This window comes from Pseudophaeobacter sp. A-200-2 (genome assembly GCF_041008815.1).
Taxonomy (GTDB): Bacteria; Pseudomonadota; Alphaproteobacteria; order Rhodobacterales; family Rhodobacteraceae; genus Phycobacter; species Phycobacter gallaeciensis_A.
The window spans coordinates 264,659-277,761 of sequence record NZ_JAXGFU010000006.1 but is presented as its reverse complement, the minus strand read 5'-3'; the positions used below and the strand labels follow the sequence as shown (position 1 = coordinate 277,761).

The window sequence follows — 13,103 nt, the reverse complement described above, 5'->3', positions numbered from 1 at the left end:
GACCGGGCATGCTGACGCGCAGGGGCGGCCACCCCCCCGTGGTACCGCTTTTCAACAGCCGCCCTCCGGTGGGGCGGGGCGCCGCGCGTGGCGCGGCGCCACGCCCAAGGCCGTCATGGGGTGACGGCACCAGGGCCGTTGCACCTGTGGGCGCGGGAGAGGCCCGGACGCTATATGGCGCGCCTTCTCGTCGGCCCGGGGTTCTGCCTTTAGAGCATGTCGAAGATCAGTTTCATCGCCAGCGCCACCGAAGTCAGAACCAGCAGCGGTTTGATCAACCGAGCGCCAATCTTCTGAGCCAGCCCGGCGCCCAGCCGCGCCCCTGCGATCTGCGCAAGACCCATGGCCAGTCCGGTCATCCACCAGGGCGTCGCGACAAAGGCAAAGGCGACCAGCGCCCCGGCGTTCGAGGCGAGGTTCAGCAGCTTGGTATGGGCCGTTGCCTTGAGAATGCCGTAGCCCGCCAGCGACACGAAGGCGAGCATGTAGAAACTGCCCGCACCCGGTCCCAGCAGCCCATCGTAGGCTGCGCAGAGCGGCACCATGGTACCTGCGAACAAGGCAGGTGACAGGCGGCGCGCGCGGTCGATATCGCCAAGCCCCTTCTTGGTGGCAAAGAAGACCGCGATTCCGATAAGCAGCAGTGGCAGGATCATCCGGATCCACTCTGTCGGCAGAACCGAGACCAGAAGCGCCCCGGCGATCGCTGCGACAAAGGCGATCAGCGCTGCCCCCCCCTGCCGACGCAGGTCCACATGACCGCCGCGGGCATAGGACAGGGCGGCGGTGGCGGCGCCGAACAGGCCCTGAATTTTGTTGGTGGCCAGGGCTGTGACCGGGTTGGCTCCCGCGATCAGCAGCACGGGAACCGTGATCAGTCCGCCGCCCCCGGCGACGGCATCGATGAACCCGGCAAGAAACCCGGCTGTCATCAACAGCAGAAGGGTTTCGATCCCGACCTCAAAGCCGGGCAATAGGTCGAGCACGTCTATCAGGCCTGGAAATCGCTGCGGGCATAGCCCTGCACATAAAGCAGCGCAGTGAGATCCCCGTGATTGATCCGGATATCACATTCCGCCGCCACCGACGGCTTGGCGTGCAGCGCAACGCCTGCGCCCGCACGGCTGAGCATGCCAAGATCATTAGCACCATCCCCGACGGCGATCACCTCCGCCTCAGTCAGACCCAGCCGGGCGGTGATCTCTTCCAGCGCGTTGACCTTGGCCTCGCGTCCCAGGATCGGGCGGGCCACATCCCCGGTCAGTGTGCCCTCTGCCGTCAACAAGGTATTGGCGCGGTTTTCGTCAAAGCCCAGCTGGCCCGCGACCCGCGCGGTAAAGGCGGTGAACCCGCCCGAGACCAGCGCCGTATAGGCGCCGTTTGCCTTCATCGTGGCGACGAGCTCTGCCCCGCCCGGCATCAGGGTAATGCGGGTGTTCAGAACCTCGGTGATCATGCCCTCGGGCAGGCCCTTCAGCAGGCCGACCCGTTCGGTCAGAGCACCTTCGAAATCGAGTTCGCCGTTCATCGCGCGGGCGGTGATGTCTTTCACCCGCTCCCCGACGCCAGCAACCTCTGCCAGCTCGTCGATGCATTCCTGCTGGATCATGGTGGAATCCATATCCGCCAGCAGCATGCGTTTGCGGCGTCCCTCGGTCGGCTGGATGACCAGATCGACAGCCATGTTCTGCAGATCCTGCCAGACGTCCCATTGGTTGTCCGGCAGGGTTTCCAGCACAAACTCGGCGGCCACGTCGGGGGCCAGCCACTGGGCCTCGCCGCCGCCCCAGGCATTGCGCAGGGACTCGACCAGGGTCGCCTCAAGGCAGGGCGCCGCAGGATTGCAAAGCAGGGTGACGGTATACATAGGCAGGCTCCGGAGCGGGGGAGAGACAGGAACAGGGTGAATTGCGGCATGTCATAGCGAGGCGGGATCGCCGGGGCCAGCCCCTGCGGCCAATCGCGCATGCCTGCATGTGCTGGGGGGTCAGATCTTGCCGTTCTGGGACATCAGCACTGCCAGCCAGCGGGTGGTCGGGATTTCCGCGAGGATGATCATCACCATCGCGGTCAGTGGCACCGCAAGAATGGCGCCGGTCATGCCCCAAAGCTCGGTCCAGAGCGCCAGCGCCAGAAGAACCGAGAACGGGCTGAGGTTGACCGAATGCCCAAGGTATTTCGGCTCAACGTAGTAACCGATGATCATCTGGGGCGTCATCAGCGTCACCAGCGCCAGCGCCGCGTGGCCGAAGGAGCCGAACTGGATCAGGCTGATGGTGACCGGAAAGAACACCGCGATGATCGAGCCGATATAGGGAATGTAATTGAGCAGCCCGATCAGGATCGCCCAGAAGGCCGGGTGGGCAATCCCCAGCATTAGAAGGATCGCATAGGACACCAGCCCCAGAATGACGTTCACCAGCGTCTTTGCTGCCAGATACCCGCCGATCTTGTCGTTGATCTTGCGGGCCAGCTCCAGTGTGCGCTCGGCATCTTCCGGCTCGCGCATCGCCATCAGGGTCTTTTCCGGCAGCCGGTCCAGTTCCGTCAGGATGAACACGGCGTATAGCGCGGCGCTGACGATCAGGGTGCCGCCGTTGCTGATGGTGGCAAGCATCGCGGGCATCAGCGTGGTGGCGTCGATCAGGTCCAGCAGGCTTTCGCCCAGGTTGGCCCAGCTGGGCACCTCGTCGACGCCGAGATAGGTCAGGAAATCGTGCTGCAGCTTATCGAGATTGGCGGCGTATTGCGGCAGGGCGGCAGAGATCGCCGTGGCGCTGGCCGTAATGAAGGAGGCCAGCACCATGAAGGCGGCAAGGATGGCCAGCAGCACCAGCAGCCGCCGCGCAGTACGGGGCAGTCGGCCGAACCCTGGCACATCGGCCAGAACCTCGGCGGCGGTGGTCAGGATGTAGACGGCGATCACGGCCACGAGGATCGGCAGCAGCACGGCCTGACCGGCGGTCAGCAGCCAGCCCACCATCAGCAGCAGCGCAAAGGAATAGGTCACCAGCGCCAGTTTGCTCATCCGCGAAATCCGATTCGAAACACCATGGAGACAGACAACAGCATCCCATACCTCGCCGCAATGACAGAGCCTGTACGGGGCGGATCGGGTGCCGATCCGGGGTGGAAAGTTTCCGAAAGGCGTCAGGAGGGGTCGCAATTGCGCGCCAGATCGCCGCAATCTGTCGTTTTGCGTATTGCGCGGCCGCGCGGCAGGCCTTAGCTCCGTCCGTGGGACACCCCTCCCCAACGAGGGGCATTTATCTGGAAGGATAGCATCAATGGCTAACCAGCAACCGGCTACGCGGCCGGCCAATCCGCGTTTTTCCTCGGGCCCCTGTGCCAAACCCCCCACATTCGATCTGACCAAACTCGCAGATGCGCCTCTGGGCCGCTCGCACCGTGCCGCTGTCGGCAAGGACAAGCTGAAGGCTGCCATCGAAGGCACCCGCGAAGTTCTGGGGATCCCCGCTGATTACAAGATCGGCATCGTGCCCGCATCGGACACCGGTGCCATGGAAATGGCCATGTGGAGCCTGCTGGGCGCCCGCGGCGTTGAGATGCTCGCCTGGGAAAGCTTCGGCTCCGGCTGGATCACCGATGTGGTCAAGCAGCTGAAACTGGATGCCGTCGCCAAGACCGCAGACTACGGCGAGATCGTCGATCTGGCCTCGGTCGATTTTGCCAATGACGTCGTCTTTACCTGGAACGGCACCACCTCGGGTGTTCGCGTCCCGAATGGCGACTGGATCCCGGCGGACCGCGAAGGTCTGACCCTTTGCGATGCCACCTCGGCTGCCTTTGCGCAGGATCTGCCTTGGGACAAGCTGGATGTGACCACCTTCTCTTGGCAAAAGGTGCTGGGCGGCGAAGCGGCCCACGGCATGCTGATCCTCTCCCCGCGCGCGGTTGAGCGCCTGGAAAGCTACACGCCCGCATGGCCGCTGCCGAAAATCTTCCGCCTGACCAAGGGCGGCAAGCTGATCGACGGTATCTTCTCCGGTGCGACCATCAACACGCCCTCTATGCTGGCGGTCGAAGACTACCTCTTCGCGCTGGACTGGGCGCGTTCGGTTGGCGGTCTTGAAGGGCTGCAGAACCGCGCCAATGCCAACACCAAGGCGGTTGCCGATTTTGTCGAACTGCACGACTGGATCGATTTCCTGGCCAAGGATCCGGCGACCCTGTCGAACACCTCGGTCTGCCTGAAGTTCACCGATGACCGCATCAAGGACGGCGCTGCCTTTGCCAAGGCCGTGGCCAAACGCCTGGAAGCGGAAAACATCGCGCTGGACATCGGCGCCTATCGTGACGCGCCTGCCGGTCTGCGGATCTGGTGCGGTGGCACGGTCGAAACCTCGGATATCGAGGCCATGCTGCCCTGGCTCGAATGGGCCTTTGAGGCCGAGATTGCCGCGCAAGGCTGATCAAGTGACTTCGCCCGGCGGCACCGCCGGGCAGCGCCCGACCCTCCTCCAGGAGGGCGCTTTGCACCCACCAGGGTCGGACGCTTCCCTCGTTCAAAATTGACGGCCTTTCCACAGGCCCCCGCACAAAGGACCACCAGACATGGCCCCCAAAGTACTCATTTCCGACAAACTCTCCGAAGCCGCCGTTCAGATCTTCCGTGATCGCGGCATCGAGGTCGACTTTCAGCCCGACCTTGGCAAGGACAAGGACAAGCTGGCCGAGGTGATCGGCAACTACGATGGTCTTGCCATCCGCTCGGCCACCAAGGTCACCGAGAAGATCCTCGAGAACGCCACCAACCTCAAGGTGATCGGCCGCGCCGGTATCGGCACCGACAACATCGACAAGGAAGCCGCGTCGAAAAAAGGCGTGATCGTGATGAACACGCCCTTTGGCAACATGATCACCACCGCCGAACACGCCATCGCGATGATGTTCGCCGTTGCTCGCCAGATCCCCGAAGCCTCCGCCTCTACCCACGCGGGCAAATGGGAAAAATCCAAGTTCATGGGTGTTGAACTCACCGGCAAGACCCTGGGCGTCATCGGTGCGGGCAACATCGGCGGCATCGTCTGTGACCGTGCCCGTGGCCTCAAGATGAAAGTCGTTGCCTATGACCCCTTCCTGGGTCAGGAGAAGGCCGACAAGATGGGTGTCGAAAAGGTCGAGCTGGACGAACTGCTGTCCCGCGCCGACTTCATCACCCTGCACGTGCCGCTGACCGATCAGACCAAGAATATCCTGTCGGCTGAAAACCTCGCCAAGACCAAGAAGGGCGTGCGGATCATCAACTGTGCCCGCGGTGGCCTGGTCGATGAAGAGGCACTGGCGGAAGCACTGAAATCCGGTCACGTTGCCGGTGCGGCCTTTGACGTCTTCTCGGAAGAGCCAGCCAAGGACAACGTGCTGTTCAATCTGCCCAACGTGGTCTGCACCCCGCACCTGGGCGCCGCCACCACCGAAGCGCAGGAAAACGTCGCCCTGCAGGTGGCCGAGCAGATGGCGAACTACCTCTTGACCGGCGCCGTCGAGAACGCCCTCAACATGCCCTCGGTGACGGCTGAAGAAGCCAAGGTCATGGGTCCCTGGATCAAGCTGTCCGAACATCTGGGCGCTTTCATCGGCCAGATGACCGATGACGAGCCGATCAAGGCGATCAACATCCTCTATGATGGCTGCGCGTCCGAGATGAACCTTGAGGCCCTGAACTGCTCGCTGATTGCCGGGATCATGAAGTCGATCAACCCGGATGTGAACATGGTCTCGGCCCCGATGATCGCCAAGGAGCGCGGCATCAAAGTCTCGACCACCAACCAGGAACAGTCCGGCGCATTCGAAGGCTACGTGAAGGTGACCGTGGCGACCCCGACGCGTGAACGCTCCATCGCGGGTACCGTGTTCTCGGATGGCAAGCCGCGCTTCATCCAGATCAAGGGCATCAACATCGACGCCGAAGTGGGTGAGCACATGCTCTACACCACCAACAACGACGTGCCGGGCATCATCGGTACCCTGGGCAAGACCATGGGCGATCACGGCGTCAACATCGCGAACTTTACCCTGGGCCGCGCTGTGGCTGGTGGTGAAGCGATCGCGCTCCTGTATGTCGACGGTCTGGTCCCGGCCGAGGCGCGCGCCAAACTGGCCGAAACCGGCCTGTTCAACCAGATCAAGCCGCTGCAATTCGACGTCAAATAACCTGCCTTATGGCCTGAAATCGGAGAAGCCGCCCCTTCACTTGGGGGCGGCTTTTTCATGTTCCGTTGGTCTGCGTGCCGGTTATTTCCGGATCGACCGCAGCACGACCACAAAAAACGCCAACATCCCCGCCAGGGTCAGCACCGAGCCGAGCTTGGCCAGCATTTCATTGTGACTGGCAATGGCCATGGCAATGCCCGGCACGATCAGGCCCAGCCCGGCGGCAGACAGCGCAAAATGCAGCTTTGGCAGCAGTCCCTGATCCGCGGCTGGCACCAGATGATAGTAAAAGCCGAAGATCGCAAAGCTGACCCAGCCGATCAGGTTGAGATGCCCATGCGCGGGCGACAGGACGTGATCGCCCGTCGCGGCCATCTGGATGCCCCAGACCATCCCCCCAAGCGCCGCGCAGACCGCGACAATGAAAAATGCGGATGAAATACCTTTCATCTGATCGTCCCCCTTGAACTCACCAAAAACGCCTGCCGTATCATCCCATGCCCGCCTTGAATGGCGGATCGGTTGCGGCAGGTGGCGACAACTGTGATCGGTTTCCGGTTTTCGATCCACATATTTCCCGCGCTGCGCCACCGGGCAGGGGGCGTCATTCGCGGCTAACCTTCGGCGTCCCACAGGCTGCCCCTTGTGGTAGGGCGGTGCATCGGCCATCTATTCCGTATCGCAGCCAAGGAGATGCCCATGCCCGCGCCGATCTACGCCATAGGAGACATTCACGGACAGCGCGAGATGCTGGAAGAGGCGCTGGAGCGGATCGCGGCGGATGGTGGTCCCGATGCTCAGGTGGTGTTTCTTGGCGATTACGTGGATCGCGGGCCGGATTGCCGGGGTGTCTTGGATCTGCTGATCGAAGGGCAGGCGGCGGGCAAGAACTGGACCTGCCTGATGGGCAACCACGACCGCATGTTCTCGATGTTCATGGAGGACTATCCCCGCAACGATGCCCGACTGCTGGTCGGCTATCACTGGCTGCACGAGAAGATCGGCGGGGTGCAGACGCTGGCCTCTTACGGGGTAGATGTTCCGGAACGGGCGCGTATCCACGAGGTGCACGAAGAAGCGCGCGCCGCCGTGCCGGAGCGCCACCGGGATTTTCTGGCGGCCCTGCCCAGCCACCATGAACAGGGCGAGCTGCTGTTCGTCCATGCGGGCATCCGTCCCGGCGTGCCGCTGCAGGCGCAGACCGAGGATGACAAGATCTGGATCCGGCATGAATTCCTCGACGACACCCGCCGACACCCCTGGCTGGTGGTGCATGGCCACACCCATGTCCCAAGCGCTGAGCATCGCGGCAACCGTGTCAATCTGGACAGCGGCGCAGGCTTTGGCCGCCCGCTGAGTGCTGCCGTCTTCGAAGGAAAGGACTGCTGGCTGCTGAGCGATCAGGGGCGCAAAAGCATAGGCTCCGCCTAACCAAAAGAACCGCGTTTTTTACGCAGAATCCCAGCGCTTTTCGTCGCAAATCACAGAGAAGTGTGCTAATAGTGAACTGTGGCTGGACGCTACTTTACGAGTTTTATTCTGTTTTTCTTCTCGGTTCTGGGATGACATGTTTTAGCGCCAGTCACGCCAATTTATCGCGCTTGACCAGATTGCAAACCGCCCCTTGATAGGGCGGTTTTTTGTTGTTTTATTGGGTGTTGCGCATGATTTTGAGCGTTGTTCTGTCCGCGCCGTTTGGTCAAGTCCAGTCTAGAATCACCTTGCCGCACTGACCGGATTTCATGGTCGAAAAGCCATCTTTGAACGAATCTATTCCGAATCGGTTTGTGATGATTTCCGAGATATCGAGGCCGTTTTGCAGCATGGCGATCATCTTGTACCAGGTCTCGAAAATCTCGCGCCCGTAGACCCCTTTCAGGGTGATCGCCTTGAAGACGATGCGGCTCCAGTCGACCGGGGATTTTCCGGGCGGAATGCCAAGAAGCGCGATCTTGCCGCCCATCACCAGTGCTTCGATCATCTGATCAAGCGCGGATTGGTTTCCTGACATCTCAAGCCCGACATCAAAGCCCTGGGTCATGCCCAGTTCCGCGATGACGTCTTGCAAGTCTTCCTGAGCCACGTTCACGGCACGGACATCCGCGACCTTTGCGGCAAGGGCCAGCCGCGCTGGGTTCACATCGGTGATCGCCACATGGCGCGCACCAACGTGGCGGGCAACCGCTGCGGCCATGATGCCGATAGGTCCGGCGCCGGTGATCAGCACGTCCTCCCCCACCAGATCAAAGCTGAGCGCGGTGTGAACCGCATTGCCCAGAGGGTCCAGAATCGCGCCGATGTCATCCGGGATTTCATCCGGCAAAGGCACCACGTTAAAGGCGGGCAGGCGCAGATACTCGGCAAAGGCACCCTGTTCGTTGACGCCGATGCCGCGGGTTTCGGGATCCAGATGGAACTTGCCAGCCCGCCACTGGCGCGAGTGATGACCGATCAGATGCCCTTCGCCCGAGCAGCGTTGACCAATCTTCAGATCCGTCACGTTGCTGCCAAGCTCGACGATCTCCCCGGCGAACTCATGCCCGGTGATCAGCGGGACGGGCACAGTGCGTTGCGCCCAGTCGTCCCAGCTCCAGATATGCAGATCGGTGCCGCAGATGCCGGTCTTGTTGATCTTGATCAGCACATCATCCGCGCCGATCTCGGGCACCGGGGCCTCGACCATCCAGAGGCCCTCTTCGGGTCTGGATTTTTCCAGGGCCTTCATGGTGTTCGGTATCCTGTCAGGCCGTGTCATGAGATCACTCCCAGCGATTTGCCCACCTTGCCAAAGGCGGCAAGGGCGCGGGTCAGTTCTTCGCGCGTCAGGGCCGCGTTCATCTGGGTGCGGATACGCGCCTGGCCGCGCGGCACCACCGGGAAGAAGAAGCCAGAGACATAGACGCCTTCGTCAAAAAGCTGCGCCGCCATGTCCTGCGCCAGCTGCGCCTCGCCCAGCATCACCGGCACAATGGGATGCTCGCCCGGCAATAGATCAAAGCCTAGGCTTTCCAGCCCCGCGCGCCAGAACCGGGTGTTCTCGAACAGGCGTGCGCGCAGGTCCGCGCCCTGTTCGACAAGGTTCAGCGCCTCGATTCCGGCAGCAACGATAGAGGGCGGCAGCGAATTGGAGAACAGATAGGGCCGCGCCCGCTGCCGCAGCAGGTCGATCACTGGCTGCGGCCCGGCGATATAACCGCCGATGGCCCCCCCAAGTGCTTTGCCCAAAGTTCCCGTCAGAATGTCCACATCGACACCGAAATGATCCGGCGTCCCGGCGCCATTCGGCCCCATGAACCCCGTGGCGTGACAATCGTCCACCATCACCACGGCGTCGTATTTGTCCGCGAGCGCGCGGATTTCGGGCAGTTTGGCCAGGTAGCCATCCATCGAAAAGACGCCATCGGTGGCGATCATGATATGGCGCGCGCCGTCCTCGCGGGCCTGTTTCAGCCAGGCCTCCAGATCATTCATGTCACTGTTGAGGTAGCGATAGCGTTTCGCTTTGCACAGGCGCACCCCGTCGATAATCGAGGCATGGTTGAGGCTGTCCGAGATGATGGCATCCTCGGGGCCGAGCAGAGGTTCGAACAGCCCGCCATTTGCATCAAAACAGGCGGCGAAGAGGATGGCGTCATCCTTGTTCAGGAACTTGGCCAGCTTCTGTTCCAACTCGCGGTGGATGTCCTGGGTGCCGCAGATGAAGCGGACCGAGGCCATACCGAACCCCTTGTCATCCATGGCATTGCAGGCGGCGGAGATCAGATCGGGGTGATCCGCCAGTCCCAGATAGTTGTTGGCGCAGAGGTTGATGACCTCGCGGTCGCCCACCGTGATTTCGCCCCCCTGTGGGGAGGTGATCATTCGTTCCCGCTTGGTCAGACCTTCGGCTTCGATCGCGTCCAGGGTCTTGGCGATATCTGTCAAAAAGGCATTGGACATGGGGAATCTCCTTCTACGTCGGAAGTGTGTCTACCATAACGGATTCGATTCCCAAATAGGGGAAATTCTTAATGGCGGAAAAATATCCGTGAAACTGGAATTTTGGAATGAGATGGTATTGGAATCTAATGACCGGATGGCATCGATGTGCTCAGCGCCCGCCGTGGGGTGGGCAGGGGCGTGCCTGCCGCATGCGCGACCGGCCAACAGGATCGGTTCCGGATCGGGTTCAGCCGTTCTTGACGATCAGAAAGACCCGCGCGGCGCTATCTGGTGCGGTGATGTTGTGGGGTATATCGGCGGCATAGCGCGCGGTGTCCCCTGCGTGCAGGCGCATATGGGCGCTGCCAGATGTGACAGTGATGTCGCCCTCCAGCACCGTCAGATGCTCGGCCGTTCCGCGTCCGTGCGGCTGGCTGTCCAGCGCGCCGCCCGCATCAAGCAGGATATCGTAAACCTCGTGCCCGCCTGCGTCCTCGGGCGGGGAGAGGATGCGGATCCGGCAGCCTTGCCCCATATTGTCGATGGTGGGCACATCACCGTCGCGCAGCACCTCGATCCGGTCCGCCTTGTCAGCGGCGTCCAGCAGCCCGGCAAAATCCACCTGCAGCGCCCGCGTCAGGTTCCATAAGGTGGCAATCGTGGGGCTGGATTCGCCGCGCTCGATCTGGCTGACCATGGAGCGCGAGACGCCCGACAGGTTCGCCACGGCTTCTAGGCTTAGGCCCTTGGCGCGGCGGGCCTCTTTCAGGCGCGATGGCAGTAATGTCAGGATATCGTCTGTGTTTTCCGGCATAACGGAACCGTGCGGTTTGCGTCTTGATTTGTCAATGACGGTACGTTTGACAAGACAGCGGATGCTGCATCTGCATAATGCGCGCAACTGACTCGTGAGGAGAGAAAAATGACCGATATCGTGATCCTGGACGGCGCCCGGACCGCCATTGGCACCTTTGGTGGCGCTCTGGCGAACACTGCCCCCATCGACCTGGCCACCGTGGCTTCCAAGGCGGCGCTGGAGCGTTCGGGCGTGGCCCCGGAACAGATCGGCCACGTGGTCTTTGGCCATGTGATCAACACTGAACCGCGCGATATGTACCTGTCCCGTGTCGCAGCAATGCAGGCAGGTGTTCCCAACGGCACCCCGGCGATGAACGTGAACCGCCTGTGCGGATCGGGTGCGCAGGCCATCGTGTCGGGTATCCAGTCGCTGATGCTGGGTGATGCGGATTACGCCCTGACCGGCGGCGCCGAGAACATGTCGCGCAGCCCCTTCATCACGCCGTCGGCGCGCTGGGGTCAGAAGATGGGCGATGTGAAGTCGCTGGACATGATGCTGGGCGCGCTGAGCTGCCCCTTTGGCACCGGACACATGGGAGTCACTGCGGAAAATGTGGCGGATGAACACGGCGTCACCCGCGAGCAGATGGATGAATTCGCGATGACCAGCCAGACCCGCGCGGCAGCTGCGATCGAGGCGGGGCATTTCTCCAGCCAGATCGTGCCGGTTGAGGTCAAGGTCAAGCGCGACATGGTGCCGTTTGAGGTGGACGAACACCCCAAGGCAACCTCGATGGAGGCGCTGGCCGGTCTGCGTCCGGTGTTCCAGAAGGATGGCCGTGTGACCGCGGGCAACGCCTCGGGCATCAATGATGGTGCAGCGGCGCTGGTTCTGGCGCGGGCCGAGGCGGCTGAAAAAGCCGGTCTCACGCCCAAGGCGCGGGTCGTCGGATACGCCCATGCTGGTGTGCGCCCCGAGGTGATGGGCATCGGCCCGGTCCCTGCGGTGCAGAACTTGCTGAAGAAAACCGGCCTGAAGGCGAGCGATTTCGACGTGATCGAATCCAACGAAGCCTTTGCCGCGCAGGCGCTGGCTGTGAACAAGGAACTGGGACTTGATCCAGCCAAGGTGAACCCGAATGGCGGCGCCATCGCACTGGGCCACCCGGTTGGCGCCACCGGCGCGCTGATCACCATCAAGACGCTGTATGAACTGGAGCGCACTGGCGGCAAGCTGGGCCTCATCACCATGTGCATCGGCGGCGGTCAGGGCATCGCCCTGGCGATCGAACGTCTCTGATAAGCGATAACTGGCGCGTGTGGCAGGTCCACGCGCGCCGGGTTTCAGGGGGCAGACCTCCAACAGGAGGGCAAATCCGCGCGGGAGACCTTGTTCTTGCTTGCCGCGGCCAGCCTGCAAATACTGCTGTGCTGCTTTTGGTCGTTTCTGCTGATATTGATTTACCTCAACTACAAAACCATGTGGCGCGCCTAGTCTCCGAGTCCGGTGGACGCGATGGAGCGGTGTTTTGATAGGTGCACTTTCGAACAGAGTTTTGAGGGCTTTATCGATGTTCGCGGCGTCTCTCTGTGTCGGTTGTGATCAAGAGACCGCTGGCGCAGCGGGATTGACTGCGTCAAATGTTCTGGTCGCCCCCTTGGTCTACCCAGTAGCGGCTGCAGCGCAGTTGGGTAGAAACCAAGAGAACACTGTTCAACCCGTTCTTGTCACGACTGGTGATGGAAAGGTTCTCTCGCCAAGTTTCGAAGGAACGCCTGAAGCTGAATTCCGGACTTCAAGAAGAACGGTTATTTGTTCAGGAGAGATCCCGTATTTTCGCGGAGCTGACGTCCACGATGGTTTTATCTCCTGCAGTGGCGGAAAAAGAGCGCAAGCGAAGCTTTTTTCTCACTACGGTAAGCAACTGGTTCTGGACATTGGTCCGGCGAATGTTGCTGTCAGGGAACTTAATAGACCTCAAGCCGCATATCCGATTTATGCGCTGGGGGAGGTCGAATTCCGTTGCAAAGGCAACTACTCCAGCTCATCTGGTCGCGCAGCGCCATTTATGGTCGGCTGCGGTTCTAGGTTCAGCGAGGGGGTGGGAGCCGTTTCGCTTCAGGCCAAGGACGGAAAGCGAAAACACTTGACGGTTTGGGTCGACGCCCCCCTCTGATTTTCGACCAGTTGCGGATTTTGGGCATCTTCA

Annotated in this window: 12 protein-coding genes; 5 read left to right on the top strand and 7 right to left on the bottom strand. The window is 61.6% G+C overall.

Features of this window, described 5'->3' with window-relative positions:
* Nucleotides 1-209 precede the first annotated feature (209 nt).
* The 3 genes from SM766_RS11505 to SM766_RS11495 all read right to left on the bottom strand — a co-directional run bounded on the left by SM766_RS11505 (nucleotide 210) and on the right by SM766_RS11495 (nucleotide 3,028).
* Complete coding sequence (locus tag SM766_RS11505; RefSeq protein WP_368947870.1) at nucleotides 210-932, bottom strand: TSUP family transporter; 723 nt, start codon at nucleotides 930-932, stop codon at nucleotides 210-212.
* A gap of 59 nt (nucleotides 933-991) precedes the next feature.
* On the bottom strand, nucleotides 992-1,867 hold the full coding sequence (gene serB, locus SM766_RS11500; RefSeq protein WP_368947864.1) for a phosphoserine phosphatase SerB: 876 nt from the start codon (nucleotides 1,865-1,867) through the stop codon (nucleotides 992-994).
* A 120-nt stretch (nucleotides 1,868-1,987) separates the two neighbouring features.
* The gene (locus SM766_RS11495; RefSeq protein WP_368947863.1) at nucleotides 1,988-3,028 is read right to left on the bottom strand and encodes an AI-2E family transporter; all 1,041 of its coding nucleotides are present in this window, start codon (nucleotides 3,026-3,028) and stop codon (nucleotides 1,988-1,990) included.
* Nucleotides 3,029-3,287: 259 nt separating this feature from the next.
* Between SM766_RS11495 and SM766_RS11490 the strand changes: the two genes are divergently transcribed.
* Together SM766_RS11490 and serA are read left to right on the top strand one after the other, a co-directional pair.
* Nucleotides 3,288-4,433 (top strand): phosphoserine transaminase, encoded by a 1,146-nt coding sequence (locus SM766_RS11490; protein ID WP_274829416.1) that lies wholly within the window; start codon nucleotides 3,288-3,290, stop codon nucleotides 4,431-4,433.
* A gap of 142 nt (nucleotides 4,434-4,575) precedes the next feature.
* Entirely contained in the window at nucleotides 4,576-6,174 is a 1,599-nt protein-coding gene (serA, locus tag SM766_RS11485; protein ID WP_368947862.1) for a phosphoglycerate dehydrogenase, read from the top strand.
* A gap of 81 nt (nucleotides 6,175-6,255) precedes the next feature.
* On the opposite strand, the gene SM766_RS11480 is transcribed toward serA, so the two are convergent.
* Nucleotides 6,256-6,624 carry a hypothetical protein gene (locus SM766_RS11480; protein WP_368947861.1) on the bottom strand — a complete coding sequence of 123 codons (369 nt, stop codon included), beginning with the start codon at nucleotides 6,622-6,624 and terminating at the stop codon, nucleotides 6,256-6,258.
* Nucleotides 6,625-6,873: 249 nt separating this feature from the next.
* Here SM766_RS11480 and SM766_RS11475 point away from each other — a divergent pair, with 249 nt between their 5' ends.
* A complete protein-coding gene (locus SM766_RS11475; protein ID WP_368947860.1) occupies nucleotides 6,874-7,605 on the top strand; it encodes a metallophosphoesterase family protein in 732 nt (243 codons plus the stop codon).
* Nucleotides 7,606-7,873: 268 nt separating this feature from the next.
* Here SM766_RS11475 and tdh read toward each other — a convergent pair whose 3' ends face one another.
* The 3 genes from tdh to SM766_RS11460 form a co-directional block, all read right to left on the bottom strand.
* The gene (tdh, locus tag SM766_RS11470; RefSeq protein ID WP_368947859.1) at nucleotides 7,874-8,929 is read right to left on the bottom strand and encodes an L-threonine 3-dehydrogenase; all 1,056 of its coding nucleotides are present in this window, start codon (nucleotides 8,927-8,929) and stop codon (nucleotides 7,874-7,876) included.
* On the bottom strand, nucleotides 8,926-10,113 hold the full coding sequence (locus tag SM766_RS11465; protein WP_368947858.1) for a glycine C-acetyltransferase: 1,188 nt from the start codon (nucleotides 10,111-10,113) through the stop codon (nucleotides 8,926-8,928). Before SM766_RS11465 ends, tdh begins: the two co-directional genes overlap by 4 nt.
* A 229-nt stretch (nucleotides 10,114-10,342) precedes the next feature.
* Entirely contained in the window at nucleotides 10,343-10,909 is a 567-nt protein-coding gene (locus SM766_RS11460) for a helix-turn-helix domain-containing protein (protein ID WP_274835441.1), read from the bottom strand.
* A 108-nt stretch (nucleotides 10,910-11,017) separates the two neighbouring features.
* Between SM766_RS11460 and SM766_RS11455 the strand changes: the two genes are divergently transcribed.
* Entirely contained in the window at nucleotides 11,018-12,193 is a 1,176-nt protein-coding gene (locus tag SM766_RS11455) for an acetyl-CoA C-acyltransferase family protein (protein ID WP_368947857.1), read from the top strand.
* 271 nt (nucleotides 12,194-12,464) lie between these two features.
* Nucleotides 12,465-13,070 (top strand): hypothetical protein, encoded by a 606-nt coding sequence (locus SM766_RS11450; RefSeq protein ID WP_274844549.1) that lies wholly within the window; start codon nucleotides 12,465-12,467, stop codon nucleotides 13,068-13,070.
* The last annotated feature ends 33 nt before the right edge of the window (nucleotides 13,071-13,103 follow it).

What these genes read in the sequence shown, in the direction of transcription:
- SM766_RS11460 (WP_274835441.1), bottom strand. Translation starts at nt 10,909, where the DNA reads ATGCCGGAAAACACAGACGATATCCTGACATTACTGCCATCGCGCCTG.
- serB (WP_368947864.1), bottom strand. Translation starts at nt 1,867, where the DNA reads ATGTATACCGTCACCCTGCTTTGCAATCCTGCGGCGCCCTGCCTTGAG.
- SM766_RS11465 (WP_368947858.1), bottom strand. Translation starts at nt 10,113, where the DNA reads ATGTCCAATGCCTTTTTGACAGATATCGCCAAGACCCTGGACGCGATC.
- SM766_RS11495 (WP_368947863.1), bottom strand. Translation starts at nt 3,028, where the DNA reads ATGAGCAAACTGGCGCTGGTGACCTATTCCTTTGCGCTGCTGCTGATG.
- SM766_RS11505 (WP_368947870.1), bottom strand. Translation starts at nt 932, where the DNA reads ATGACAGCCGGGTTTCTTGCCGGGTTCATCGATGCCGTCGCCGGGGGC.
- SM766_RS11450 (WP_274844549.1), top strand. Translation starts at nt 12,465, where the DNA reads ATGTTCGCGGCGTCTCTCTGTGTCGGTTGTGATCAAGAGACCGCTGGC.
- SM766_RS11455 (WP_368947857.1), top strand. Translation starts at nt 11,018, where the DNA reads ATGACCGATATCGTGATCCTGGACGGCGCCCGGACCGCCATTGGCACC.
- SM766_RS11475 (WP_368947860.1), top strand. Translation starts at nt 6,874, where the DNA reads ATGCCCGCGCCGATCTACGCCATAGGAGACATTCACGGACAGCGCGAG.
- tdh (WP_368947859.1), bottom strand. Translation starts at nt 8,929, where the DNA reads ATGACACGGCCTGACAGGATACCGAACACCATGAAGGCCCTGGAAAAA.
- SM766_RS11480 (WP_368947861.1), bottom strand. Translation starts at nt 6,624, where the DNA reads ATGAAAGGTATTTCATCCGCATTTTTCATTGTCGCGGTCTGCGCGGCG.
- SM766_RS11490 (WP_274829416.1), top strand. Translation starts at nt 3,288, where the DNA reads ATGGCTAACCAGCAACCGGCTACGCGGCCGGCCAATCCGCGTTTTTCC.
- serA (WP_368947862.1), top strand. Translation starts at nt 4,576, where the DNA reads ATGGCCCCCAAAGTACTCATTTCCGACAAACTCTCCGAAGCCGCCGTT.